Origin of the sequence: Leptolyngbya sp. NK1-12 (genome assembly GCF_032598965.1) — a bacterium.
GTDB lineage: Bacteria > Cyanobacteriota > Cyanobacteriia > Elainellales > Elainellaceae > Elainella.
Map to the genome: position 1 here is coordinate 959,003 of NZ_CP053586.1, position 24,281 is coordinate 983,283.

The window sequence follows — 24,281 nt, forward strand, 5'->3', positions numbered from 1 at the left end:
AGCTTAGGAAAGCTGGCTGCTCTGGTTTTCTCTGCTGATTCGCGCTATCAACTCAACAACAGAGGAGCTTTAATGGTTACTTCCCCCATCAACCTATCTGGCCTCAATGGTACAAATGGTACGACGCTATTTACTGATACCAATAGAGCGTTAGGACCATTCGGTGACATCAATGGCGATCAGATCAGCGATTTTCTCGTCAGGGATACCAACAATCCTCCGGGTCAGACCGGTAAGGCTTATATTCTGTTTGGCACGCCCACCTATCCCGCCTCATCTACTTTCAATCCCGCCAACCTGAATGGGGCCAACGGCTTTGCGGTCAATCTGCCCAGAACGCCAGATCCAAACAATCAAGTTACCCCCTTTATCGAAGCGGCAGTGCATTCACCCGGCGACGTTAATGGCGACGGCGTCAATGATTTGATCATCAGCTATTCCCCTGCCAACGCTCAAGTTCCCGGATCCGGTGAAGTCTCAGCTCCGGCGGTGGTGCAGGTTATCTTTGGACGCAAAACTGGCTACACGCCTATTCTAGATACGAGCAATCTGAACGGTACCAACGGCTTCACAATTACCGGCGGCTACTTCTACAGCAGTAGCGATCTCAACAATGATGGCGTCAGCGATATTGTGCTGGCCAATCCCATTGCCTCACCCAATGGTCAAGCCCAAGCCGGACAACTCTATGTGCTCTATGGTAAGCGCAACGGCTTTGCAGCCACAGTTGATGTCGGAGCGATTAACAGCACCAACGGTTTGGTGATCAACGGTACCGGAGTGAATACCCGCTTGGGCGCATCTGACTTTGAATCGAGTGGTGATTACAACGGAGATGGTATTTCCGATTTAGGCATTTTTCGCAGTGGCTTCGGTCCTGGAGAAACCGTTACAGCTCAACTGCCCAACTACATCATCTACGGTTTCAATGGTGCTGTAGCTGGATTAACCACAACCGCGCCCAACATCGATGCGGCTGGAGTCAATGCCCCGCTGGCAGTTGATTTGGCAGAAAACACTCTCGGCATTGATTTTCCCGGCAGCCCCCTGATCCGAACATTGCTGGCTGGATTCCTCAATGTTAGCGGCACAGCACTCGACGATGTCTTGCTTGGCGACGATGCCAATAACTCGCTGGCCGGAAATGCCGGCAACGATGTGATCGAAGGTCTAGACGGTGATGACCTCCTGGTAGGTGGTGCTGGCTTCGATACGCTCACCGGCGGTGGTGGCAAAGATACCTTTGGCTTTGGCATCGGACAAGCTTTCAACCGCGCCTTGATCGGCGTGGATCAAGTCACCGACTTTGGCGTCAGGGAAGACAAGATCCAAATTGATCGCACCACCTTCACAAAAGTCAAGAATCTCTCGTTCGAATCGGTAGAAAATCTGAGGCAGGCTCGCCGCAGCAATGCGCTAATTGTCTACAACGAAAGATCTGGCGCGTTGATCTACAACGAGAACGGTGCGAGAAACGGATTTGGCAATGGAGGTCAGTTTGCGTTGCTGACGGACGGCCTGAATTTGACAGCCAGGAATTTCTCTGTGGTAGCCTGATTTGTCGCTACCTAAAACCTGATAAAACGATGCTCACCCCCCGATGCTCACCCCCAACCCTGAGTCAGGTGTTGGGGGTGAGTATCTGCTTCTGATTGTTTGAAAGTTTGCTCTATTTGATTGGGTTAGTGCCATTATCCAACAGTTCGGCAGCCTCAGCGTAGGAACGGGTGGTTTCAGGAATGGATTTCAGGATAGCTTTAGCTTCGGAGATTTTGCCCTGTTTGAGCTTGGCCTGCCCCAGAGTCAAAATGGTTTCTGCCCACAGATCTTGTAGTTGATTCGCTCTGAGGAAATTCTCGTCTTCGACGGGAATTGTTTGCAGCAGGGCAATCGCGTCTACATAGCGGGAACGACTAGCCAGGGAAAACGCCATTTCAATCACATTGTCGGACAGGTCGGCCTTTGGATTGACGTTAGATTCGGAGGCGGCGTCTGGCAGATCTGCCGTAGCGTCAGCCGAGGCCTCAGCAGGTGAATTTAAACTCGATAGGTCATGTCCCCAATAGCCCCACAGACCGAAAAAGATCAGTGAGCCTAAAAATGCTAGCCTCAGCCTCATGGGTTTACCTCCTGAACAGTTGTTTTTTCAGGTTTAGTCGCAGCAATTAGCTTGATCGGCAGAATTGCAGCCGTCATCAAAGCCAACGGCAAGTAAACCACCATGTTTTCTTCAGCTCGATGCATAAATTCCTGCAGGAAGAAGTACCAGAAAAACAGCATCCCAGTGCCATGTAGGCTGTTCCAAAGCCAAGGTGAAATCCGGCGACGGATGTTTCGGAAAGAGGTCACGGTCATCGCCACCAAGAAACCGTAGCAGATAATCGATAGAATCAACTCTAGCCCTTCAATATTCGGCTCTCGCGTCATTATGATTAAGGTTGTGAAACCAAGGGCATGGTAAAGATAGACAATCGCAAATGCCAAACCCAGGTATTTTCGATTGGCCAACAGCCAGTAAGCTTTGCGTGACGGAATCAGCTTATACAAGCTACCGCTCAAACTCAGCATGAAAAACAATGGAAAAGAAACGCGGCCCGTGGCTCGAATGGTCAGCAAAACGCCAGTTTCTGTCAAGCCATGGGCGAACAGCAGTAATAGCATCATTGTTGCTACGCTAATTGACGTTAGCGTTACAATCTCCCAGGTTCTGAACCGATCCCAACGCATAAGTTGCAGCATAACTTTCACTTGGCACTCATTATTTACTTCTGGTTTTATCCAGCGTTCGATCTCTCGTCATGGATAGATGCACTGATAAGACTATCTAGCGAGTTGATTAAATAACCAGAACATCATATATTTCCATTAAATTATATGAACCTGCCTTACATTCTAGGCTCTTATTTTTCCTATCTAAAAAATCTTTAAAGCCAGCTCACATAGAATACCGCTAATATATTTCGGAGACTGACTAGCACAGTTGTAAATTAATATCCCTATCTATCCCAATAGACATTCAACTTCTAGCTGCGCTCGAAATCTTGCAATAGAATTCTGCAATCCTGGCTCAGAAGCTGGTCAAATTCAGGAGAACTGCACCCGCCTTACAACTCTAATGAAGGCTTCTGTCAAAGCATAAGCAATATCCTATAGTTTTACAATGAAGAAGCCGCAGGGTTCGATAGAACTTTACAGAATGCCTGTGGTTACTGCTGTTATCTTTAAGATATAAATTCGCCAGCTAACCTGTAAAGCCCTTGAGGAAATAGCGGCTTACACCACAGCGATTGCCGACGCTACTTTAAAGTTGAGTCTAAAATTAAGCTACAACGGCAGCCTATCCGCTGAACCTAGCTATTTGCACATCTTCCCTAAGCAGGAGGGCGAACAGAAATCACTCTTTTGTGAGAGACAGCCCAACCCCCTCAGCGAAGACAATAATCTTATCTCTACCTGCACAGTATGTTGCCAAATACACAGTTCTAATGAATGTTTTGCGCTCTAAGCCAGTTTCTGAAGCCAGCCGCATCCTGGTGATTGATGATATTGAAGATAACGCTTTTTTACTACAAACGCTTCTAGAGAGTGAGGGCTATCGGGTTGAAGTAGCTAGCAGTGGGCCAGTTGGGCTGAACTTAATCGAAACCACCCCGCCAGATTTGGTGCTGCTCGATGTGATGATGCCAGAGATGAATGGCTTTGAAGTGGTGCAGCGAATTCGCCAAAACTCCACCCTCCCGTCCATTCCAATTTTGTTGATCAGCGGCCATGCTGAAGCTGCATCAGCCCAAATAGCGGGGATTCGTGTAGACGGATTTGTTAGTAAACCAATTGATTTTGAGGAACTATTGAGTCGAGTTCGGGCAATTTTGCAGTCTAAGCCTGTCCTGAGTTAGCCTGGTCTGAGTTAGATAGGGCCACAGCGAAGTCTGCTTTCTTTGGAAACTACCTTTGGAACCTACTTGTTGCATAACGCCAAGGTTGTTCTGATTCGTTACAGTCGATAAGCAGGCATTTGAGCTTAGAACACTGCACCGCCCGTGAAGCTAAAACCATTCCATGAATTCGGATGCTGCGCCATCGGTTGTTGCAAGCGTGCCTTTGGTCAATCTGGCCTAGAGGCGCTGTAGAAGCTACTGGTATCGAAGAAAAGCTATAAGTTTCTTAGGAAACATCTAAATTAAGCAGGATTTAACTCTATCTAAGGGTAGTTCAGCCTTTGCTCCTTTTGGGGGAGGATAGAAAAATTGACTCATCGAGTAGCATAGATGGCCTGTGTATTGCTCGCTTCGTTCTCTGTTGATTTTATCGATTGATACCTAATGTTGACTGCTGTTGACTGCTGAATTGGGTTTAGATCGGCCAAGTTTTAGGTGACATAGGGGTGCATTAGCAGGAGAACGAAATCCATGAGTCAGTTCAGGCAGGCAGACGATGAGTCTTTCAATCTAGATTGCACTTCAGCTCCAATGCAAGAACCGACAAAAAATCAGTTTAGTGAAGCAGCCTATCGCACCATTGTTGAAACCCAAACCGAGCTGATCTGTCGCTTTTTGCCTGACGGTACCCTCACCTTTGTCAATGCAGCCTATTGTCGCCATTTTGGAGCTTCTGCCGAGCAATTGATTGGTCAGAATTTTCTAGATCTGCTGCCCAACGGTGAAGAATTACTGGTGCAACGCTACCTAGAACAACTGGCAGCCCTGACACCTGAGCAGCCCATTCTGATGCAGGAACATCGGGTCAAAACAGCAGAGGGAGAGATTCGTTGGCAGCAGTGGAGCAATCGCGCCATCTTTGCGGCAGATGGTCAGTTGGTGGAATTACAGGCGGTAGGGCGAGATATTACCACCCGCAAACGGTTAGAAATTGAACTATCGCGCTCAAATGAACGGTTCGAATTGGCGGCGGCGGCTGTGAATTGCCTGATCTACGATTGGGATTTAGAGCGTGGTACGGTGGAACGCACGCGGGGGCTGCTGTCGCTGATAGGCTATACGCCAGAAGAAGCCGGGACAGAGCTGAATTGGTGGAGTGCGCAAATCCATCCGGATGATTTACAGTCAATTGAAGCCTCATTTCAGACCAACCTGGCAACAGCCGAGCGATTTTGCTACCAATATCGAGTCCGCCACAAACAGGGGCACTACATTTGGGTGGAAGATCAGGGCCGAATCATGCGAAACGCTGCCGGAGATCCAATCCGCGTGGTGGGCAGCACGATGGATATTACCCATCGCAAAGAAACCGAAGAAACGCTACAACTGCAAGCCCGCGTGCTGGAAAGTATGGGGGAAGGCGTGGTGATGTCGAATGAGATTGGCCGAATTGTCTTCACAAATCCCACCTTTGACCGGATGTTTGGCTATGAGCGCGGCGAACTGTTGGGGCAGCCGGTGACGGTCCTCAGCGATTTGCCGCCAGACGACGCCAACCAGTTGGTGAGTGACTGCATTAAAACCCTGCGAACACAAGGCGTTTGGGCTGGAGAGGTGCTCAACCGTCGAAAGGACGGAACCAGCTTCATTGCTGGAGTCTACATCTCTGCCCTCTATGTGGATGGTCGCCCCTATTGGGTGGCAGTGCAGCAGGATATCACCGAGCGAAAACAGGCAGAGACAGCGCTGCGCCAAAGTGAGGAACGGTATCGCTTTCTGGCCGAATCGAGTTCAACGCTGGTTGCTTCGTTGGATTACTCCACAACCCTGACCAACTTGGCGCGCTTAGCCGTGCCGTTTCTGGCGGATTTTTGCTTTTTCGATCGCGTGGCGACTGAGGGCAACCTACAGCGCGTCGCCTGGCACCATCGCGATCCGGCAGAGCAGGCTTGGTTTGCTCAAATTCAACAGTTTGTTCCCTCACTCGATTGGCAAAACTATCCTGTAGTTCAAGCATTACGCAGCGGCAAGGCTAGCTTTGTGCCCCATGTCACCGAGTCGTGGCTAGAGGCCATTACCACCAGTCGCGAGCATCTGCAATTTATGCAAAGATGTCGTCCCCAATCCTGGATCACCGTACCGTTATTAGCACAACAGCGCAAACTAGGAACGCTCACCTTTTGCCGCACCGACTGCCACTACTGCGAGAGCGATCTGCGTTTAGCTGAAGAATTAGCTCGTCGGGCTGCCCTCGCCCTCGACAATGCCCAGCTCTATCACCAGGCACAGGACGCCAACCGGATCAAAGACGAATTTTTGGCTGTACTATCCCACGAATTGCGTTCTCCGCTTAATCCCATCCTGGGCTGGTCGAAGCTCCTTCAGCTCAAGCATCAGGACACCAACCTACTGATGCGCGGCCTAGAAACAATCGAACGCAACGCCAAACTGCAAACCCAGCTGATCGAAGATCTACTAGATGTTGCCCGGATTTTGCGAGGCAAGCTCAGCCTCAATATTCACCCAGTCGATCTGAAATCGACGATTGAAGCGGCGATAGAAACCGTGCAGCTGGCGGCAGAGGCCAAATCAATTCAAATTAGTACTCGCTTTGAACCTGCAATGGGTTTAGTTTCCGGTGACTCTAGCCGTTTACAGCAAGTGGTTTGGAACCTCCTCTCCAATGCTGTCAAATTTACTCCAACCGGCGGACGGATCGAAGTGCGTTTAGAAAGGTATGAGTGCAGCTTGCGGGAAGCGCAAAGCTCCACAGTTCTCGCAGAGTTAAAGGATCCCGCTAGCAACTTCCACCTAAACACTCAGAACTTACAAAATTACGCTCAAATTACCGTCACTGATACCGGTAAAGGGATCAATCCAGAGTTTTTGCCCTATATTTTTGACTATTTTCGACAGGCGGATAGCTCAACCACGCGCAATTTTGGGGGACTGGGCTTGGGGTTAGCGATTGTGCGGCATATTGTAGAGCTGCATGGGGGGACAGTGCAAGCAGCCAGTCGGGGCGAGGACCAGGGCGCTACGTTTATCGTTAAACTACCGCTATCGCAAACCAGTCAGGGATTGAAGCATAGGTCCGCTATGCCTGTGACAACGTTGGATCACCAACCGTTGCAGGATGTCTCGATCTTGGTTGTAGATGATGAAATTGATTCACAGGAGTTAACAACACTTGTATTGCAGCAAGCAGGAGCTGTGGTATTAACAGCTTATTCGGCTGATCAGGCTCTAGATATCCTATCGCAATCAGCAATTGACATATTAGTCAGCGACATTGGTATGCCAGAAGTGGATGGCTACATGATGATGCGCCAAATTCGGGCGTTGCCAGAAACGACAGGCATACCGGCAATTGCTCTGACAGCCTATGCTGGCGAGTTTAATCGCCAAAAAGCATTAGCCGCAGGATTTCAGCGCCACTTGGCAAAGCCAGTCGATCCCGATGCCCTGATTGCCGCCATCACGACGCTAATCAAAGAGTTTGGCAGCGTATGCTAGTCCTTCACTGCCATTACAGCCGTGATTCAGCCATGCTGGGAAAACCAAGCTGTGTAAAAACAAGCTACCGCGATTTGATTTACCAATAAGCATCCTGCCCCAGGATTGGTGTTTGGTTCTGCCTATCTGCTTATAAACTTCTTCTGATCGAATCCTTCAGCGATCGAAATCTTTCGGCTCAATTATAGTACATTTGTACGTAGTGACTCGACATGCCCCTTGTTTGACCCAGACGGATTGCTGCTATGACCGCTATTCGCAAAGTCATTCACATTGATATGGACGCCTTCTACGCCTCGGTCGAGCAGCGAGATCAGCCGAGCTATCGAGGCAAACCGCTGGTAGTAGGTGGCTCTCCGTCCCAGCGCGGCGCAGTGGCGGCTGCTAGCTATGAGGCACGTCAGTTTGGCATCCACTCGGCAATGCCCTCGCGCACTGCCTATCAAAAGTGTCCTCAGCTGATCTTCGTTAAGCCCCGCTTTGAAATCTACCGAGCTGTATCCGACCAAATCCGCGCTATCTTCTACCGCTATACAGACCTGGTTGAACCGCTGTCGCTTGATGAAGCCTACCTGGATGTAACCGAGAATAAGCTCGGCCTGCCTTCTGCTACCTTAATTGCCCAGGAAATTAAACGGTGTATTTATCAAGAAACTGATTTGACGGCTTCCGCAGGCGTATCAATCAACAAGTTTCTGGCCAAGATAGCGTCTGGCATGAACAAGCCGAATGGCCTATTTCTGATTCCGCCAGAACAGGCTGAAGCCTTTATTGAGCAACTGCCAATCGAGAAGTTTCATGGCATCGGTCCGGTAACAGCAGCAAAAATGCACCAACTCGGTATCCGCAACGGGAAGGATCTGAAGCAGTGGTCCCAATCTGAGTTGGTTCAGCGCTTTGGCAAAGTCGGAGCATTCTATTTCCAAATCGCCAGAGCTGAGGATAATCGCCCCGTGCAGCCCCGTCGCATCCGCAAGTCGATTGGAGCAGAAACCAGCTTTGAAGCCGACCTAAACGGACGCGCCGCCCTGCTGAGTGCCATGAGCGAAATCGCTGACCTTCTGCAACAACGGCTTGCCAGCCGGCAGACCCGTGGCCGCACGCTAACGCTGAAGGTCAAATACGCCGACTATCAGCAAGTCACCCGTAGCAAAACGCTGCCCCATGCCACAGCCGATGGCAAGCTTCTGCTGACCTTAGCCCAAGAGCTACTGGACGCCACCGAAATAGATCACAAGCCAGTACGATTGGTGGGGCTGACCCTCTCTAACCTGGACGGTGACACATCTGAGGAGGCAGACTATGTGCAGCTCTGTTTGTGGAACGAGCATGCCTACTGAGGCTGATGAGACGGATTGGGAAGCATTCAGCTACCAACTCAACCTGGCCAACATTCGGTTGGTCACACTACTCTCCTTGGAGGATTAAGCCAGGTTGGAACTCTGGCCAGCGGCACAACACCTGTTCGCAGCAGTCTATAGGAGAAATCTTCAAATTTTGCAGCAGACTGCAATCTACTTCACCATTACCTTTAACCAAAGCCACAATTGCTCGCATGGGATCATAGGTTTCGATTGTCTCCAGCAGAGCATCAACCACGTCTTCCTCCAGATCCAGACTCCGTAAGTAGTTTGCAGCTCGGCACCGAGGAATAAAAGCCGGTCTAAACGCTACCAGATCAAGGCTCCAGTCAGTAGCTGGATGAAGAGCGTCTATGATCTCACAGACCACCATACCCCGTCCAGCATTCAAGTAGTCATTCCAAGCTATATATCCAATGATTAAAATATTTTGTCGAATAAACGAACTTTGCCAGTGACTGACATACCCAGGCCAGACACTATTGCTGTATTGCATGCTTGCTCTCCCATGCCAAGTTGTCTGCGTTCACTCTATCTCTAAAGAATCTCAGAAGAACGAGAATTCCTGTTTCTCGTATCGTTCGTTGCACATAAATGCGCCGCGCCTCGCACGTTCTTTCGCGAGTTTCTCCGCGCGTTCAAGCCCTGATTCTAGTCACGTGATCCAGCAGATGCCTCAATTTCTATACCACGCCCTAATTACAATTCTATGCTGCTGATCAACAGAGGCTGGAAGCTGATGCAGATCTAAATCAGAGCGTTTACAACGAATTAATTCTAGGAGAGCCAAGTTCACCATCATCCGTACCTCGCAGATGAAAAACAACAGGAAACGAGCCACTTGTCGCATTAAATCAGTGCATTAGATCAATGCACCGAAGTGCGCTGGCGCTATTGGCGGGCATCCTGACTTACGATTTCAAATCGAGAATAGATTTTGGATCGCGCTGATACCGCTAATCGAAAATCATCCGTCTCACATCGTTTACAGTTGCGGGACAGTGTCGGATTTGCACCGAGCTTTCCCCCTTGCGTCTGGTGACTGCTCCCCACCAGAACCAATAGGCTATTTGCAGATTAACATACCCAACGCGCAACAGCCCACTATCTTAGATTAATGCAGCAATTCTCAGTATGGAAAATCAACTGGTGTTAGGTGGGATTTCTAGCTCTAAACCCTCAAGCATAAAGGTGAGCAGGTGATCCCAATTGTTGAAATACAGGTAACGGGTCAACGCCCGCAAATCATCAAAAAAGGTTTTGCGAGTGGGCAAATGAGATCGCAACAGCTTGTATTTCTGGTCGAGCAACTCCAGTAAGGTATGAAACAGCAGGGACAGGATGTTGAGGGTAGCGAGGAATGAAGCAAGATGCTGCTTGCCATGCCCAAAATTGTGTTCGAGGTTGTAGCCCTTGGTCTTGAGGGTGTTGTTATTCTCGTTTTCCACCTTCCAGCGGGTACGACCGGCTAGGACGACCTCTGCCACAGTGTCGTCGGTAATTGGATGATTGGTGGCAAAGGAATTTTTGTAGACTACCTTCCCATCTGGGCGGCTCACCGTCAGTTCGCACCAATTCACCAAGAGCGCATCATCCCCATCTTTGAGGGGCACGTCGTTGAGGTAGCGGTAGGTATAGGTTTCCTCGACCTTTCCAGTCCAACGTTTGGTCGTCACTGTCGGTAAATCAATGCCTTCGAGATGCTCATAGAGGGTAGCGTGAGACTCCGGACGGCATACCAGAATGAAGTCGAATTGTTGAGCTAAGAGCTGTTGGCATAAGGGTTGATGACAGTAGAGGTCATCGCCCAAAACCGTTACATTGAAGGCACGGTAGCGTTGTCCGTACTGCAAAAACCACCGTTTGGCGGCTGCATTCTCACAGTCTTGTTTGTCATGCCCATCTTGCGGTACGACAAACTCAGGCACCAATGGAATCACCTGAGATTGACCCGGACAAACGATGACTGGAGTGACCACACTATGAAAATAGTACATCTCTCCTGACTTCAACTGGCGCGTTGAACACTGCGGGCAATGGATTTGGCTCGNACCGAAGTATTCGGTGCCATCGATTGCCATGAGCAGAGTGTCGGCAAACGAGCGCAATCTCTTCAACTGTCCCTGTTGCTCCAACACCTGCAAGATTTCCTCAAAGATGGGAAATACCTGCTCTGGTTTCACCCCATCGAGCAACGCCCGAATCTGGTTGTCACTCGGTATCTGATGTACTCCAAACAGACTTTGGGCATTACTATGACCTTTACTGCCCTCCATCATTCGCTGGTATGCCAGAAATGACGGGGTTTGGGTGAAGAACACGCTAAACGCGCTCAAGGCTGCATCTTCCATCCCATAGCGGGTATTCTTGCCCGTGCGTTTGTCCGGTAGCGAGGACAGGCGCTGGCGAAAGGAACCAACTATTGTGTCAAACAACCCCCGTTCTTTCAACGGTTCTGGCTCTCTTGGCTCTCTTAGATGTTCTTACAATACCGATATTTCCAGGACTTGAACAGCTTTTCGCCAAAATGAGAATTGCTGAGATTAATGAGACTGATATTAGGTAGATGGGTAGATGGGTCAACTCAACCTGGCATATCAGCCAGTTTTGGGAGCTAACTTTGGAACCAGGCTGCCAGCGCTAGGGCTAACCCATCAGCCGCATCATCGGGACGGGGGATTTTATCAAGATTCAACTCTCGGGCTACGGCTTGCTGCACCTCCTGCTTGCCAGCATTGCCATACCCGGTCAGGGCCTGTTTCACCTGAGCTGGAGTAAATTCTACAAACGGCAACCGGCACTGGGCCAAAACTAGCATGACTACACCTCGCGCCTGAGCTACGGCAATTGTGTTACCCATTTTGTAAAAAAACAGTTTTTCAATTGCGACTAGATCGGGCTGCATGTAGTTCAACAAATGATGCAAGTCGTCGTAGATAATGCAAAGCCGATCCCCGATCGCCTGCTGAGCCGGAGTTTGAATAATACCGAAGTCCAGAATCGAAACCTGTCCTGTGCCGTTGCCCGTGCTGCACACAATCGCGCCAAACCCCAGCGTTGCCAATCCTGGATCGATGCCTAGAATGCGTTTCTCCATGCCACCAGCAAACCGCGAAAAGAGATTCTTCAAACGATACCGCAAAATTGGGAAGGTAGGGGGATTGGGGCAGAAACCAGGAGCCAGGAGCCAGAAGTGAGAAGCCAGGAAAAATTCTGAATTTGGCAGGCTTAATTCTGGTCTACGGATCAGCAAAAGGCAGGACTAGAAGAAATTATGTAAAGTTCATCGATTTATCGTGTTTCTGCTATAGGATGATGCTTGCATTAAGATATTCACAAAAACTTTATACTTGTTCATCAATTCTTTAACTAATTTATTTTTCCATACACTGAGTCGTCTACGGCAATCCTATATCTACTATCTACATAGTGACTGCACGCATAATTGCTACTGATCGCTAGTGATCGCGTCAAAAAATTGGCTTCCCCGGTCCTCTATCCTTTCTCCTTGTTGGACAAGGTGTAGTCAGATGATTGCTAACTTCCGATCAAGAATTTGAAACTTGCCTCCTGCTTCCTGTCTCCTAGCTCCTGACTCCTGACTTCCAACGTATATGATCCACATCGCTTTAGCTGATTCTCAACTAGAGTTAGAACACTGTTTTCCCATCATGCAAGGGTTGCGTCCTCACGTAATTAGTGTCGAAGAGTTTATTAAGCGGGTGCAGCAGCAGCAGGAGTATGGCTACCGTCTGGCCTATCTAAAGGTTGAGGATTCGAAGCGTAACGACCAAGCTGACGGTCTAGCCCCTGACACCATCAAAGCTGTGGCAGGATTCCGAATTTCCGAAAATTTAGCGTGGGGAAAATTTCTCTACGTTGACGATCTGGTCACTGCCGCCACAGAGCGCTCCAAAGGTCATGGGGAACAGCTCATTCATTGGTTAATCGACTATGCCCGCCAGCACCAATGCCAATCCTTCCAACTCGATTCTGGCGTCCAGCGCTTTGCCGCCCACCGCTTCTACTTCCGTCACCGCCTAGAAATCACCAGCTACCATTTCACCCTCAACCTCTAACGCCCCCCACTCCCCACTCCCCACTCCCCACTCCCCACTCCCTACTCCCCCACTCCCTACTCCCCACTCCCAACTCCCCACTCCCCACCCCCTACTCCCCACCCCCTACTCCCCACCTCCTCGCCAACCCCCCTACCATCACGCCACAATAGTGGATAGTGAAATCACCGAAGAATTATGCCAGCAGAACAGACGGATGGGTTTGCTGACAATTGGGCCTATTTGAGAACCGAGCTGCATTGGTTGGAGCGGCTGCTGATGGCGGCGGTAGCCAAACAACGCAAGGAAGCCAAAGAGATTGATCGGGTAGCGCAATCGAAGGCAGATCGGGCGACGAGCCATTGGTGGAAGGGGATCATTACGGCAGAAGGCAACATCGCCTATGACGAATATCGTCAGCCGGCAGGCGTGAAAACTAGCTATAGCAGCCAGATTGAGGCCCAAATTCAGGCTAGCCAGCGGCAGGGGATTGTGCTTGCCTTACCGGCCCTGCGGGATCGGTTGGGATTGAATCTGTTTGAGAAAAACCTGGTGTTGATGAGCTTAGCGCCTGAGGTCAACCGCCGCTATTCTAAGCTGTACCACTATTTGCAGGGCGAGGATAGCCCTGCCAAAACCGATTTGCCGACGCTGGATCTAGTGCTGCGGCTGCTGTGTAAAAACGACCAGGAATGGCGAGTGGCTCGCAACCATCTGATGGGCAGTTCGCGGCTGATTCGCCACAAGTTGCTCAACTTTTTGCCTGCGGCTGAAAACACGCTGCTGAATGCGCCCCTGAAACTGTCAGTACCGCTAATTAACTACCTGCTGGCCGATCATCCCACCCTACAAACCCTCGATGAATTGCTAACTCCAGCCGATGCCAGCAAACCGACCGAACCTGCAGCTCCCGCTTTGATTCGGAAAGTGCCCCGCGTCGCTACACCTGTGCTGTTGCAGCACATCACCCTAACTCAAATCTGGTCTGATCTAGTTCTGCCGACCTCCACTATTGAGCAATTGCAGCAGATGGCTAAGCGGATTCAGGGTTACAGCGCTGCCGTCGAGAATTGGAACTTAGCTTCCGAGGCGATGGTTCCACCAGGATTGGTCGCTCTCCTGACTGGCGAGCCAGGAACGGGCAAAACGGCGGCGGCCTTGGCTCTGGCAACTGAACTGCAAACTCCGCTCTGGCAGGTAGATTTAGCTGCAATTGACCCGATTGACTACACCGATCTGCTGAGTGAAATCCGCACTACGGCTCCTACGGTGCTGCTGATTGACTCAGCCCAGGTCTGGCTGAAGCGGGCGGCTTTAGTGTCGGCAGTGCAACTCCAGCAGTTTTGGACAGAGCGGCGGCAGCAGGCAGCGATCACGCTGTTCAGTCTGACCCACTCGGCAGCCGTACAGGTGCGTTGGCAACGGCAACTCGATCAGCAGATCCAGTTTGTGCCACCGGGAGCAATTGAGCGTTTGTTGCTGTGGCAAAATGCCTTTCCAGTCAAGGTGCCCCTAGAATCGGATATCAATTGGACTGCGCTAGCCGAATTGCCCCTGAACCGCCGTGAGATTCAAACCCTTGGGCAGGAGGCTATCTGCTATGCCGCAGCTGAATCTGCGAGTGCGGTTAGCCTATCCCACATTCTGCAAGCCTTGGTTCAGTACGGTTGGCGGGTTGAAATTCAGCCACTGCGTCCCAAACGCCGCTCTAAGAAGAAAACCGAAGCCTGACCTGCCTTTGGTTGGCCTACAGCAAGCCGCGATAGCGGATAAAAATCAAAATCGCCGCCCAAGACCCCAAGGCTACTTTCACGGCCACCAGAATATTCAGCAAAGGAACCACACCACCGCTGACCAACGCCCCCAACTCGCCATGCGGTAATTCCAAACCCGCCAGGGTGATCACCGACAGAACAATAAACACCAGCACCGACAATTTCTCCCAGGTCGCGGCCCGCCAGCGCTGGTAGATAGATTGCATCCATTCGGTAGACGAGGTAATGGCAATCAAACCAATTGCGGTGCCGCCCGCCACGCCCGCCGCAAAGCCACCTCCCGGACTCAAATGGCCCCGAATCGCTAGCTCAATCCCTACCAAGGCAGCAATCGTAGCCCCCAGCCGGGCCAGCACAATCGAAGGCTGATCGGTAAACCGATACACAATACTGGACGGCTTTTCGTTGGCCAACAGGAAGTTAGCCCCCATAATTGCAATTGTGAAGACCACCACTTCATAGATCGTGTCATAGAGGCGATTGCGAAAGATGATGCCCGAAACCGCATTCGGAACACCACTATCCTGCACCACTGCATCGACAATCGAGAGAGAGAACTCCGGAGCCGGATTCGGCATAATCATGATTTTGATGTACAGCAGAATTCCCGCCAAAATATAAATCCATTTCATGGCTGCTGCTCTCCTACAGGTGCTAAAACTGGACCGACTTCTGGTGAAGTGGCTAGATCCACATAGGTGAGGTTGGCAGCAGGAGACGTGAGTTCAGCTTGCAGAATATCATAGAGACGACGAATTCGAATGCGCAGGGAACAGAACGATTCATCATGTAGATTTATGCGTTCCGAGTTAGGTTCAAAACCAGCTTCAGAGAAATATCTATCTTTATGTTCTATTCGAAGGGCAGCGTGAATTTCTTTGTCCACTAACGCTTGCTGCAAGGCTTGGGAATCCGGATAGGGGACTAGTTCAAGTCGCAGATGGTGTTTACCGCAAACAGTGCGTAGATCACTTAAAAGTGGCGCAAAACTCGGCTGCTCAGAATTAGCCTGATCAGCCTGCTGCAAAGCAACCAGCGCGTCATCTGATTTTGATGCAGCTTTCCAATCTGGTATTGCTTCCTTCAGTACACCCAGCCGCATCACCAGCGACGAACGCACCGCCACTGCATACAGTGTAATTGCCAACATGGTGCCTACCAACGCTTCGGTCAGGGCCACATCTGCTGCGCCTAAAACGGTATAAACTAAGGCGGCCACCGCGCCTAAAATCCCGCGCAGCACCAGCGCATGATAGGGGTTGGCCTGAGTCACCAGTATGGAGGCCGTCAACGGTAACAGGGCCGTCAGCACATATACATAACTATCAGTCACGGCTACCTCCGTTACTAGCACTAGAACAATAGGCCAACACATATCCCAGCATGGTATTCCAAAGGGCGAGGCAAATAATTGCCAGCAACAGCAGCGGCCATTCTCTGGGAATTTTCAGCAGCAAGCCCACTACAATTGCAATTGAGCCAAGGGTATCGGCAACCGATAGGCTGTGCAGCTTGAATAATACCGAGCGCTTACTGAGCAGATCCGCTGTGCCCCAAAACCAAAAGACAATGCCAGTAGCAATACAAAAATAGCTCAACAGATTGATCATAGTTGCTATAGACAAGTTCTATATGTACTTTATACACTTCATGTACTTCATGTACTTCATAAAATCCACTAGCTTTCAATCATTCATGTGCTCGCTAAATCATTCATGCGCTTGATAATATGGGCCAGCAGCATCAATCCAGCATTGCCAACGCTGAGGATAATCACCCCGACCACGCCAATCATCCAGTCATCCCGCAGCACCGAAATCACCAGAATTAGAATCGCTGCCTTAGATGCCACACTGGCAAAGGCTAACATTCGCTGCCAAATATCTTGATCCTTACAAACCGTGTAAATTGGAATCAGTAGGGCCAGAATCATGGCAATCAACGCCAGGTTCAGGATCATCGTCTCTTCCTCCTGCGCACATAGTGAACTTCGTACCAACCCTCTTCGTGGTATTTCACAACAATCGTTTTGGGTGTGAAGGTAATCAGAAACACATCTAGGAAGATCAATCGCGACGAGCGGGGTGCTGGCACCCGTTCCATGACGATCTCTTCTTCAAGATGCGGATTCAGAATCATGTCGAATGATTCAACATAGGCTTGGGGAATCGCAACGATGATTTTCCAAAACGATTGCAGCCAATCCCTGAACCGCTCAGAACCCGGGAAGCCTCTGGGTAATATCAGAGCAATGATTACGCCAATGATGATATTGGCCAAACTGAAATTGGCCGTGAGCAGGAACCAAATAGTTAATCGCAGAATCAGATGTCCGATCATGCCCACACCATCCAAAACAGTAAGATCAACATCAAGCTCATCACTCCGATTAGATGATCAAATTCCTCTAGCACCCGCGGCAATTTGACAGTGGTGCGGCGAAAGATAGCAAAATAAGCCACCCAGCCCAATCCTATAATCGCTAACGGTTTGGCAATATTTGCCAGGGTATATGCCTCGAAATACACCACATTAGCAATCAGCAACCCACCGATCAGCAAAATTACTGCTGCCCAAAAACCGGGTTTGACGCTAGCTGACTCTTGGGACTTATGGGGCAAAAAGATAAATTTGGCAAACGAGATGGCCGTTCCCAATGCTGCTAAATTCATTGCCATTGGCTGCCAAGGCGCTAAGCTTTTCATGGTCAGCACCTTTGCCCCAAAGCCCGACAGCATTGGAAATCCAGAAATCGAGAAACTTGCCATCACCAAGGCAATCCAGATCGGGGTGTGAATTGGCCTGTGCTGCAACTCCTTGAAATTGCGGCTCGGCAGGGCACCGGCAATCAAGAACAGCGCTGATTTGACCAGACCGTGAGTCAGGGCATAAAAGCCACCCACAACAGGAGCTGCCAGAATAAATCCTAGCTGGGAAACCGTGTGAAAGGCCAGCATGCGCTTTGTATCTTTCTCAAATACGGCATAGCCCACTCCCAGCAGCGCCGTTCCAACCCCAAACAGCCGTACAATCGGGTCGAATTCTTCTAATACCAAAGCACAGCGCAGCAGCGGGTATACGCCTGCCTTTACCACCACCCCCGACAGCAAAGCCGATACCGGCGTCTCCGATTCGGAGTGGGTCAAGGGCAGCCACAAGCCCGATACAAAAATTCCACCTTTCACCAACAGCCCCAGGAACAGCAGCGCCACTGCCTCAATTGGAGCATCCTGCAATCCGGCAAAACTAAACGAATGATGGGTTTGGTACACCAGCACTGCGCCCACCAGATAGAACAGCATCGCCGTATTGCTGACAAACAAATAGCGCAGCGCCACCCAAATCGAGCGATCGGTGCGGGAATAGGCAATTAGTAGAAATGCTGCAATGCTCAGAACTTCCAGCGCCACATACAAGCTAATAAAGTCGGAACAAACAAAAGCAGCATTGACACTACCATGCAAAATAGTCGCCTGAGCGTAAAAAAAGGCACTTTTACCGCTCTGCCAGCAGTAGAACAGCACCGCCATCGTCACCAGCGCGTTCGTCAAAATGAAGAAGCCACTGAGCGAATCGGCTATCAGGGTGACGCCAAAATGATCGAGCAACTGCAATGCGACCGGTATGGGCTGAGTGAACAACAGCACCGCATAGGCCGCCGATGCTAGAGAGGTTACTAGGGCCAGAGACCGATCAAATCGGGGACAGAGGTAAATTACAAACCCCAGAAAAAAGGGCAGGGCAATCCAGGCAATCGTGATTATATTCATGGCGTGTTACCCTTCTCGATCTCACTGCTTTCCAGCGTTGGGTTATCCCGTGCCAGCTTCATCACCCCAACCAGCATCAAGGCTTGGATCGAAAAGCCAATCACGATCGCGGTCAAAATCACCGCCTGAGGGACCGGATCCGCATAAGCGCCACGGTTGGCGTCCGAAAGAATTGGTGTGAACAAGCCATTGCGGGATGCAATCAGCACGTAATAGGCGACGACCCCAGTGCTCATCACATCCATCGAAATAATCTTCATCACCAGATTCTGTTTCAGGACGATGCCAAAGAATCCGCACAATATCGTTGCAAATACACAGGCTTCTAACACAGTTCCCCTTCCCTAACCGCGTCTCATGATTATCTCAACCGAAAAACCAACCGAAAATCGCAGTTCACGATACGCTGATTCCAGCCATTAGTTTCAGCCGTTGACTCAATGGCTTGACTCAACTCTGGCCGCGACTCCGGACCTGGCAATCAATTGCCAGCCCAAATCGCAACCGCCGCTAACCAAAATTGCCGACCCTGGTGCCTTACTCTCCTCCTACCCACCTAAATTACATAGTGAGCATAGACTAATAACAATGATTAAGCATTTATCGATAGTAATTTGATGATACTTGATTCGGTTGCTTCTGACGAGACCTGTCGACGATGATTAAATATGCCTATCAGATTCGGCAATTGAATAAACAATCTGCAAGCCGAAGCAGCGGTAGCCTGTCACCACTCAAACCTGAAGCACCCCAATCCTCGCTGTGGATTCGGCCTCTTCCCTTTCAAGCAATCTAAGCCCCCAGGATCAGTTAGTGAACCCCGATTTATTCCTCTAGCTAACCAAAGAGTTGCCCAATTGTCAGGTTAAAGGACTCGGCAGCAGGGACAGGAATGCGATACGTTTGGCGCTGCTTATGCTGCATATACAGCTAGGGTGCGGTCAGCGAATAATTTGACCGCCGATGAATGCACTAGCGGGTTTGGTTTCCGGCAGCTTAAGAAATTCATCGAACGTCAGCGGTTTGGAAGAAGCTTGACCCACTGCCATGTCTGAAGCGCGATGAGTTTATTGTATCGAAGACGTACCCAGTTCATGCACTCCAGGGAATACTAAACTACGTCAATTCAAGGCTTGGGAAAAATGCTGGTATTTTTCTTACATGGAGTAGCAACCAAAAATGCTGACTATGCCAAACCGCTATAGAATCTGCTCCGCAATGAATTTAATCGCCGCAAACAGCCGTTACCCCATTTTTATGCTGGTTTTTGGGGCAATGTATTTAAGCAAACCGGACAGATGTGGAACTGGATTCATCACGATCTGCAAGCTCTCAAAGCCAGCAATCCTCAATCTGATACTCACGATGTCTTTCGCTATCAAGAAATGCGAGAAAATTTCATTTCTCAATTCTTTGGAGATACGCTGACCTACTTTAATCCAGAACGGGGCTTTGATATTCGAGATACTATTGCTGAGCAACTCTACAAATTTTTGAAATATCATTCTCAAGAAACAGAGCTGCATATTGTCAGCCATTCTTTGGGAACGGTGATTTTGTGGGATGCACTGTTTTCAGATCGGTTCGCAGATGATGATCCAGCCTATACGATTCGGTCTTTGATCGCTCCGTCTGCTCAAAGCCTGCCTAGGAAGGCGCGACTAAAAAGCATAACTACAATGGGATCACCCATTTTGTTCTTTAATATGATGCTGGATGTTACGCCCAAGCAGATTAGAACATTCCTAGCTCGCTACAACGCTGAGCCATTCAGATGGCTGAATATCCTGCATGCATCAGATATAATTGCTTATCCACTTCAGTCCAGCTTGAATATAGAAAGTATCCCAAATCTGTTCTTTCGCGATCGATACATTTGGGCAGATGCCAATATTGCTGAGAAGACTGCAAGAACCTTTGGTCAAACCCACGCAGCAATGGCCGTAGGAGTCAGCGATGCTCATGGCTCTTATTGGCAAAGTCGCGGCACCGCAAGGTTTATAGCAAGCAATCTTGTAGGTGATACAAATTCAATTGACGCCCTGAAGATTGACCCAGATACAGATACTCTAGCCGCTACTGATTACGTTGGGAACCTTTTGAATTTATCCAGTCAGTTCATGAGCCAGAAATTCAAAGACTTTAGCAGCACTTGAAGCAGCACTTAATCATTAGCCACCTGAGCTGATCTCCCCCAGGTTATCTCACCTAATTGGCCTACAATATATCGGCTCAGTTCGAGCAACTCTCCCCTGCTGAAGTCAGTTCAGTAAAGATCGCAACGCTTCTCCCAGAGTCGCCATTCCTGATGGTCACTGAAAACGACAACCCCTGCTGCGCATCTGCTCCTCGTAATCAGGGTCATGAGTGCCTAGCAGCTTATCCCAGAAGGTAAAATACAGACCATAGTGCACTCTGTATTTGAGGTGGTGAATCGAATGATGGGCCGGACCAATAAACCATCTGCCTAGCCAATCATGGGGAAACGATAGAGGTAGCCGATCGATCCCCAGGTGATTTACCACTGCCCATACCGTCATCGTAACAAGTACGGCAATTAAAGTGATCAGGTGAAGTGGAATAATAAAGACAATTCCAACCAGAAATAGAGATTGAACAACAGCCTCTAAAGGGTCAAACGCAAACGAAGTCCACGGGGTAGGATGACGTGAACAATGATGACCTCGATGCAACCAAGAAAACAGTAAGCGATGGTGAAATAATCGATGAGTAAAATAGAAATAAGTATCTTGAAGTATTAATACAGCTACGTAACTAATTCCTAAATACCAAAAGCCATATTGTTGAGGATAACTATATAATCGAGTAATGCCCCAACTATACCCTGACATGATAAACGCTGCCGCTAATGCAAATATCCCAGCTGATAGGACAGAAAGTTTAATATCATGCCAAATTGACTGCCAGGTTGGAGATTGATACTGCAAAGGATGATTAATAAAAACTTGGCTGAATGGTGAATAAAAAAATAAATATGTTCCTCCTGCTATTAGGAAATAGCGCAATAAAATAATTGCAAAAAAAGCAATGCCGTAGAACCCAAATGAGTGATCTATCATTCAATCTCCTTGCTACTCCTGATCTGCTAGCTCCTTCGACGTAAGGAACAAGACTTAACATGACAAGTTGATCCATCAGGGTCTCACCTTATGTTAAATCCTTTTACCTTAGTAGAAGGATACAAAAATCTAAAGGAATTTTTGACCACCTACAGGGTGATGTTAATCCAGCCGAAAGTTGAAGATCACTGACAACCCAATGCTCTCGACGCTATGGGTAAGCATCTTCTCTACTTGAGGATTGCAAGAAGAATTTACAGCGTTGATGGGTCAACTCCTAGTTCCTGTAACTTTGTAGCTAAGCGCTCAGCCCGCTGCTTTTCTTGCTCAGCCCGCTGTTTCTCTTGTTCAGCCCGCTGTTTCTCCTGTTCAGCCCGCTGCTTTTCTTGCTCAGCCCGCTGTTTCTCTTGTTCAGCCCGCTGCTTTTCTTGTTCAGCCCGCTGCTTTTCTTGCTCAGCCCGCTGCTTTTCTTGCTCAGCCCGCTGCTGAGCAGCTTCCTCTGGGAGTAGCACTAGCTCCCCCTCAGGAGTGTAAAACCGCAGCCATAGACAACTCCCAGATGCCGGTTCCCAATCAATTGCCCCTTCCCAAGTGCCCAGCCATAGACCTAGAGTTTCGCACCAGAGCCAACCGCGATGGTTGGGGGCTAGGGGTTGATAGCCTCTAGCTAAATCGAGCCGCCAGCCTGCTAAGGAAGTAGGAGCGAAGGGATCAAAAACAAAATAGTCGGGCGTGCGGAAAACTTGCTCGTAGAGGTCTTTTTTGACTCCCCGATCAACGGCAGCAGTGCTAGGAGAAAGCAGTTCGATAATCACATCGGGATAGCGACCGGCTTCTTCCCAAACGACCCAACCTTGTCGCTCTCGATTCGCTTCTACCCCTAATACAGCAAAAAAGTCGGGGCCTCTAAAGTCGCGGTTCATAGCTTGGTTGCGGCTGTAGTAGACAAACATATTGCCGCCTACAAAACTATCGGGTCGGGATAAAAGTGCTTGCTGTGCTGAGCGGATCAGCACATTCATGGCAATGCGATGTCGATTACTTTCCAAGGGTTCTCCATCATCAAAAATCAAATCAGTTGGAGGGGATGGGGCTTCCCAATCCAATGACTCGTCAGTCTGAAGATTCAAGGTGGTCTCCGGAAGCATGGCTCGTACCTCCAGCAAGTTTTTTCAATTATATAGACGGAAACCCCTCCAGAGAAGTCTTGCCCAGCGCATACTGCTTGCAGATGATGCTAAATTTACGCAAGCAGTAGCAAAATCTCCCTGAGTCGCTGTGCTGTGATCTTACTCAACCATTGCCCTAGCTTGAGGCGCATATACAGTTTTCCAGGCTTCGACCGTTCCTTGGCCAATTTCACTGTCAATCGTTTCACCGCTTTCTGTAATCAGGCGAATACTGATATTGCCCTCTGGTGCATTTTGTAACGCCTCAGCCAACTCCTCGCTGATTGGGAAGGTGCTGTTCTGCCCAGAAACTTGAAACACCTGATCGTTAATTTTAATAAACAGACTAGTGAGAGTGCGAGCATAATTAAACTCGGAACAACCTAAATCAAAAGAGAAGCCAGAATGAAAAGGCCGACTCAAGCAATCTTGATCACGGGCGACTAACAAAAACCGTACCGATTGCGGACTCCAAAGGCTCTGGACCTCGATACGAGCAGTGGTGTTGAGAAAACGCTCGTAAAAGTAGTTACGGTCAAATACACCGACAAAGCTGCCTTCAAACGGGTCGTCAATTTGAACCGGCTCCGACCAAGGCAGATTTCTGCTAGTTCCTAGAGCAGCAGAATCAACATTGGGCAATTCAGCACTAGGCAACTCAGCCGCCTTTCCCGACAGGGCACCGATTGCCACAATGCCCAGCATTCCCAAGCAAATTACTCCCCGCCTAACCATAGCTTCCTCGGATTGACGAGACTCTATTTTGACGATAGCACAAGGGCTTAGAGTCGGTAGGCGATTAGATTTGGCTAGATCTGGGCGAGATGATGACTGCTTAAACCCTATCGTGATTGGGCAGGTGATACTCAATGTTCCGCAGATTAAGCAATAGCAAGTCCAATATACGCTTGCGTTTCTGCAGGGTAGTGCACTGAACCTCTTGCTTCGCCTGCTACTCTACGAGCAGGCTGCGCCTACAGCAGCCTTCCCGATTAGCCCGCAATTGATTCGTGAGTGAGAGAAGTGCAAAGTCAAACGCTGGATTGACACAAAATTCTGAGCAGACCCCTACATTTTGTGAAGCAATGGTTTGAGCTAAGCGAGTGGTTCCATTGTAGGCAACGTTCAGCAACCGTTAACAATTGCACTCACACGCTTGTGTTTCTCGATGCTTTAGTTTATGCTTTGCGGTACTAGTGCTTCTCGGTCCCGAAGAAGGTTAGTATGCCCGCTCAAGGCAGACTACTCGGGCGCTGATCCAAAAGTGTTCCTACCACTTAAGGACCAGCTCACCTGACTTCCTGGAATGAGCAGGAAGCAAGGCTGTGTTGATTGTACTGTGCAACGATACCGTCTAGGCACCTCGTTTGATGCGTCTCTGAAGTCAGGCATGCGCCTTGAGCGATTTCTTGACTGAAATCAACACAAGCGAGGCTATACAATATGACTACTGAATTTAACGAACTGCTAGACGCAGGCGATCATGCTGGCGTGCAAATCTGGATTATTGGTACAAGAGATCAACTGATCCACCAAATCAACGAGTTCTACGTCAGGCGGATTGCCACCGACCGCAGCCGCTTCACGCCCCTGATTCCGGCTCCCTTTGGCCGAGACAAATACATGACGATGTTGATCCGATAAGATCCGATCAAATCTCTAACTTCATCGTCC

Annotated in this window: 23 protein-coding genes and 1 riboswitch; of the genes, 8 read left to right on the top strand and 15 right to left on the bottom strand. The window is 49.4% G+C overall.

Translation table 11 applies throughout. The features are described from left to right. Positions 1-72: 72 nt before the first annotated feature. Positions 73-1,557: a calcium-binding protein gene (locus HJG54_RS03565; RefSeq protein ID WP_316433412.1), complete on the top strand. Its 1,485-nt coding sequence runs from the start codon at positions 73-75 to the stop codon at positions 1,555-1,557. 112 nt (positions 1,558-1,669) lie between these two features. Here the strand turns inward: HJG54_RS03565 and HJG54_RS03570 are convergent, their stop codons facing one another. Together HJG54_RS03570 and HJG54_RS03575 are read right to left on the bottom strand one after the other, a co-directional pair. Beyond that, the gene (locus HJG54_RS03570; RefSeq protein ID WP_316433413.1) at positions 1,670-2,119 is read right to left on the bottom strand and encodes a tetratricopeptide repeat protein; all 450 of its coding nucleotides are present in this window, start codon (positions 2,117-2,119) and stop codon (positions 1,670-1,672) included. Beyond that, entirely contained in the window at positions 2,116-2,739 is a 624-nt protein-coding gene (locus tag HJG54_RS03575) for a hypothetical protein (RefSeq protein ID WP_316433415.1), read from the bottom strand. Before HJG54_RS03575 ends, HJG54_RS03570 begins: the two co-directional genes overlap by 4 nt. 746 nt (positions 2,740-3,485) lie before the next feature. Between HJG54_RS03575 and HJG54_RS03580 the strand changes: the two genes are divergently transcribed. The 3 genes from HJG54_RS03580 to dinB all read left to right on the top strand — a co-directional run bounded on the left by HJG54_RS03580 (position 3,486) and on the right by dinB (position 8,734). After that, positions 3,486-3,896 carry a response regulator gene (locus HJG54_RS03580; RefSeq protein WP_036001896.1) on the top strand — a complete coding sequence of 137 codons (411 nt, stop codon included), beginning with the start codon at positions 3,486-3,488 and terminating at the stop codon, positions 3,894-3,896. 513 nt (positions 3,897-4,409) lie between these two features. Further along, positions 4,410-7,394, top strand: coding sequence for a PAS domain S-box protein (locus tag HJG54_RS03585; protein WP_316433416.1), 2,985 nt, complete (start codon positions 4,410-4,412; stop codon positions 7,392-7,394). 245 nt (positions 7,395-7,639) lie between these two features. Next, entirely contained in the window at positions 7,640-8,734 is a 1,095-nt protein-coding gene (gene dinB / locus HJG54_RS03590; protein ID WP_316433417.1) for a DNA polymerase IV, read from the top strand. 67 nt (positions 8,735-8,801) lie between these two features. Here the strand turns inward: dinB and HJG54_RS03595 are convergent, their stop codons facing one another. The 3 genes from HJG54_RS03595 to ruvC form a co-directional block, all read right to left on the bottom strand. Further along, positions 8,802-9,251 (bottom strand): hypothetical protein, encoded by a 450-nt coding sequence (locus HJG54_RS03595; protein ID WP_316433419.1) that lies wholly within the window; start codon positions 9,249-9,251, stop codon positions 8,802-8,804. A 382-nt stretch (positions 9,252-9,633) separates the two neighbouring features. Then, positions 9,634-9,833, bottom strand: a riboswitch (cobalamin riboswitch). Positions 9,834-9,897: 64 nt separating this feature from the next. Beyond that, positions 9,898-11,178, bottom strand: a complete 1,281-nt coding sequence (locus HJG54_RS03600) for a transposase (RefSeq protein WP_316435601.1) — start codon at positions 11,176-11,178, stop codon at positions 9,898-9,900. A gap of 191 nt (positions 11,179-11,369) precedes the next feature. Next, complete coding sequence (gene ruvC / locus HJG54_RS03605; RefSeq protein WP_316433420.1) at positions 11,370-11,852, bottom strand: crossover junction endodeoxyribonuclease RuvC; 483 nt, start codon at positions 11,850-11,852, stop codon at positions 11,370-11,372. Positions 11,853-12,426: 574 nt separating this feature from the next. Here ruvC and HJG54_RS03610 point away from each other — a divergent pair. Next, the gene (locus tag HJG54_RS03610) at positions 12,427-12,834 is read left to right on the top strand and encodes a GNAT family N-acetyltransferase (protein ID WP_316433421.1); all 408 of its coding nucleotides are present in this window, start codon (positions 12,427-12,429) and stop codon (positions 12,832-12,834) included. A gap of 177 nt (positions 12,835-13,011) precedes the next feature. After that, a complete protein-coding gene (locus tag HJG54_RS03615) occupies positions 13,012-14,544 on the top strand; it encodes an AAA family ATPase (protein WP_316433423.1) in 1,533 nt (510 codons plus the stop codon). A gap of 16 nt (positions 14,545-14,560) precedes the next feature. Here HJG54_RS03615 and HJG54_RS03620 read toward each other — a convergent pair whose 3' ends face one another. The 7 genes from HJG54_RS03620 to HJG54_RS03650 all read right to left on the bottom strand — a co-directional run bounded on the left by HJG54_RS03620 (position 14,561) and on the right by HJG54_RS03650 (position 18,690). Continuing rightward, positions 14,561-15,220, bottom strand: coding sequence for a Na(+)/H(+) antiporter subunit B (locus HJG54_RS03620; protein WP_036001903.1), 660 nt, complete (start codon positions 15,218-15,220; stop codon positions 14,561-14,563). Then, a complete protein-coding gene (locus tag HJG54_RS03625; protein WP_316433425.1) occupies positions 15,217-15,921 on the bottom strand; it encodes a DUF4040 domain-containing protein in 705 nt (234 codons plus the stop codon). Before HJG54_RS03625 ends, HJG54_RS03620 begins: the two co-directional genes overlap by 4 nt. Further along, a complete protein-coding gene (locus tag HJG54_RS03630; RefSeq protein WP_036001906.1) occupies positions 15,914-16,198 on the bottom strand; it encodes a monovalent cation/H(+) antiporter subunit G in 285 nt (94 codons plus the stop codon). The genes HJG54_RS03625 and HJG54_RS03630 overlap by 8 nt, the downstream gene beginning before the upstream one ends. Before the next feature lie 83 nt (positions 16,199-16,281). After that, a complete protein-coding gene (locus HJG54_RS03635; RefSeq protein ID WP_036001909.1) occupies positions 16,282-16,548 on the bottom strand; it encodes a hypothetical protein in 267 nt (88 codons plus the stop codon). Further along, entirely contained in the window at positions 16,545-16,928 is a 384-nt protein-coding gene (locus HJG54_RS03640; RefSeq protein ID WP_036001912.1) for a Na+/H+ antiporter subunit E, read from the bottom strand. The genes HJG54_RS03635 and HJG54_RS03640 overlap by 4 nt, the downstream gene beginning before the upstream one ends. Next, positions 16,925-18,358, bottom strand: coding sequence for a cation:proton antiporter (locus HJG54_RS03645; RefSeq protein WP_316433426.1), 1,434 nt, complete (start codon positions 18,356-18,358; stop codon positions 16,925-16,927). Before HJG54_RS03645 ends, HJG54_RS03640 begins: the two co-directional genes overlap by 4 nt. Then, complete coding sequence (locus HJG54_RS03650) at positions 18,355-18,690, bottom strand: cation:proton antiporter subunit C (protein WP_316433427.1); 336 nt, start codon at positions 18,688-18,690, stop codon at positions 18,355-18,357. Before HJG54_RS03650 ends, HJG54_RS03645 begins: the two co-directional genes overlap by 4 nt. Positions 18,691-19,656: 966 nt before the next feature. Here HJG54_RS03650 and HJG54_RS03655 point away from each other — a divergent pair. Then, entirely contained in the window at positions 19,657-20,514 is an 858-nt protein-coding gene (locus HJG54_RS03655) for a hypothetical protein (protein ID WP_316433428.1), read from the top strand. Between the two features lie 156 nt (positions 20,515-20,670). Here the strand turns inward: HJG54_RS03655 and HJG54_RS03660 are convergent, their stop codons facing one another. The 3 genes from HJG54_RS03660 to HJG54_RS03670 form a co-directional block, all read right to left on the bottom strand. Beyond that, entirely contained in the window at positions 20,671-21,438 is a 768-nt protein-coding gene (locus HJG54_RS03660) for a sterol desaturase family protein (protein WP_316433429.1), read from the bottom strand. A gap of 254 nt (positions 21,439-21,692) precedes the next feature. Next, positions 21,693-22,586 carry a Uma2 family endonuclease gene (locus HJG54_RS03665; RefSeq protein WP_316433430.1) on the bottom strand — a complete coding sequence of 298 codons (894 nt, stop codon included), beginning with the start codon at positions 22,584-22,586 and terminating at the stop codon, positions 21,693-21,695. Between the two features lie 141 nt (positions 22,587-22,727). Beyond that, a complete protein-coding gene (locus HJG54_RS03670; RefSeq protein WP_316433431.1) occupies positions 22,728-23,342 on the bottom strand; it encodes a hypothetical protein in 615 nt (204 codons plus the stop codon). Between the two features lie 708 nt (positions 23,343-24,050). Here HJG54_RS03670 and HJG54_RS03675 point away from each other — a divergent pair. Then, positions 24,051-24,251: a hypothetical protein gene (locus HJG54_RS03675; RefSeq protein ID WP_316431171.1), complete on the top strand. Its 201-nt coding sequence runs from the start codon at positions 24,051-24,053 to the stop codon at positions 24,249-24,251. The last annotated feature ends 30 nt before the right edge of the window (positions 24,252-24,281 follow it).

Excerpts from the sequence above, each read along its gene's own strand:
- HJG54_RS03565 (WP_316433412.1), top strand. The coding sequence starts at position 73 with ATGGTTACTTCCCCCATCAACCTATCTGGCCTCAATGGTACAAATGGT.
- HJG54_RS03570 (WP_316433413.1), bottom strand. The coding sequence starts at position 2,119 with ATGAGGCTGAGGCTAGCATTTTTAGGCTCACTGATCTTTTTCGGTCTG.
- HJG54_RS03575 (WP_316433415.1), bottom strand. The coding sequence starts at position 2,739 with ATGCTGCAACTTATGCGTTGGGATCGGTTCAGAACCTGGGAGATTGTA.
- HJG54_RS03580 (WP_036001896.1), top strand. The coding sequence starts at position 3,486 with ATGAATGTTTTGCGCTCTAAGCCAGTTTCTGAAGCCAGCCGCATCCTG.
- HJG54_RS03585 (WP_316433416.1), top strand. The coding sequence starts at position 4,410 with ATGAGTCAGTTCAGGCAGGCAGACGATGAGTCTTTCAATCTAGATTGC.
- dinB (WP_316433417.1), top strand. The coding sequence starts at position 7,640 with ATGACCGCTATTCGCAAAGTCATTCACATTGATATGGACGCCTTCTAC.
- HJG54_RS03595 (WP_316433419.1), bottom strand. The coding sequence starts at position 9,251 with ATGCAATACAGCAATAGTGTCTGGCCTGGGTATGTCAGTCACTGGCAA.
- ruvC (WP_316433420.1), bottom strand. The coding sequence starts at position 11,852 with ATGGAGAAACGCATTCTAGGCATCGATCCAGGATTGGCAACGCTGGGG.
- HJG54_RS03610 (WP_316433421.1), top strand. The coding sequence starts at position 12,427 with ATGCAAGGGTTGCGTCCTCACGTAATTAGTGTCGAAGAGTTTATTAAG.
- HJG54_RS03615 (WP_316433423.1), top strand. The coding sequence starts at position 13,012 with ATGCCAGCAGAACAGACGGATGGGTTTGCTGACAATTGGGCCTATTTG.
- HJG54_RS03620 (WP_036001903.1), bottom strand. The coding sequence starts at position 15,220 with ATGAAATGGATTTATATTTTGGCGGGAATTCTGCTGTACATCAAAATC.
- HJG54_RS03630 (WP_036001906.1), bottom strand. The coding sequence starts at position 16,198 with ATGATCAATCTGTTGAGCTATTTTTGTATTGCTACTGGCATTGTCTTT.
- HJG54_RS03635 (WP_036001909.1), bottom strand. The coding sequence starts at position 16,548 with ATGATCCTGAACCTGGCGTTGATTGCCATGATTCTGGCCCTACTGATT.
- HJG54_RS03640 (WP_036001912.1), bottom strand. The coding sequence starts at position 16,928 with ATGATCGGACATCTGATTCTGCGATTAACTATTTGGTTCCTGCTCACG.
- HJG54_RS03645 (WP_316433426.1), bottom strand. The coding sequence starts at position 18,358 with ATGAATATAATCACGATTGCCTGGATTGCCCTGCCCTTTTTTCTGGGG.
- HJG54_RS03655 (WP_316433428.1), top strand. The coding sequence starts at position 19,657 with ATGTGGAACTGGATTCATCACGATCTGCAAGCTCTCAAAGCCAGCAAT.
- HJG54_RS03660 (WP_316433429.1), bottom strand. The coding sequence starts at position 21,438 with ATGATAGATCACTCATTTGGGTTCTACGGCATTGCTTTTTTTGCAATT.
- HJG54_RS03665 (WP_316433430.1), bottom strand. The coding sequence starts at position 22,586 with ATGCTTCCGGAGACCACCTTGAATCTTCAGACTGACGAGTCATTGGAT.
- HJG54_RS03670 (WP_316433431.1), bottom strand. The coding sequence starts at position 23,342 with ATGGTTAGGCGGGGAGTAATTTGCTTGGGAATGCTGGGCATTGTGGCA.
- HJG54_RS03675 (WP_316431171.1), top strand. The coding sequence starts at position 24,051 with ATGACTACTGAATTTAACGAACTGCTAGACGCAGGCGATCATGCTGGC.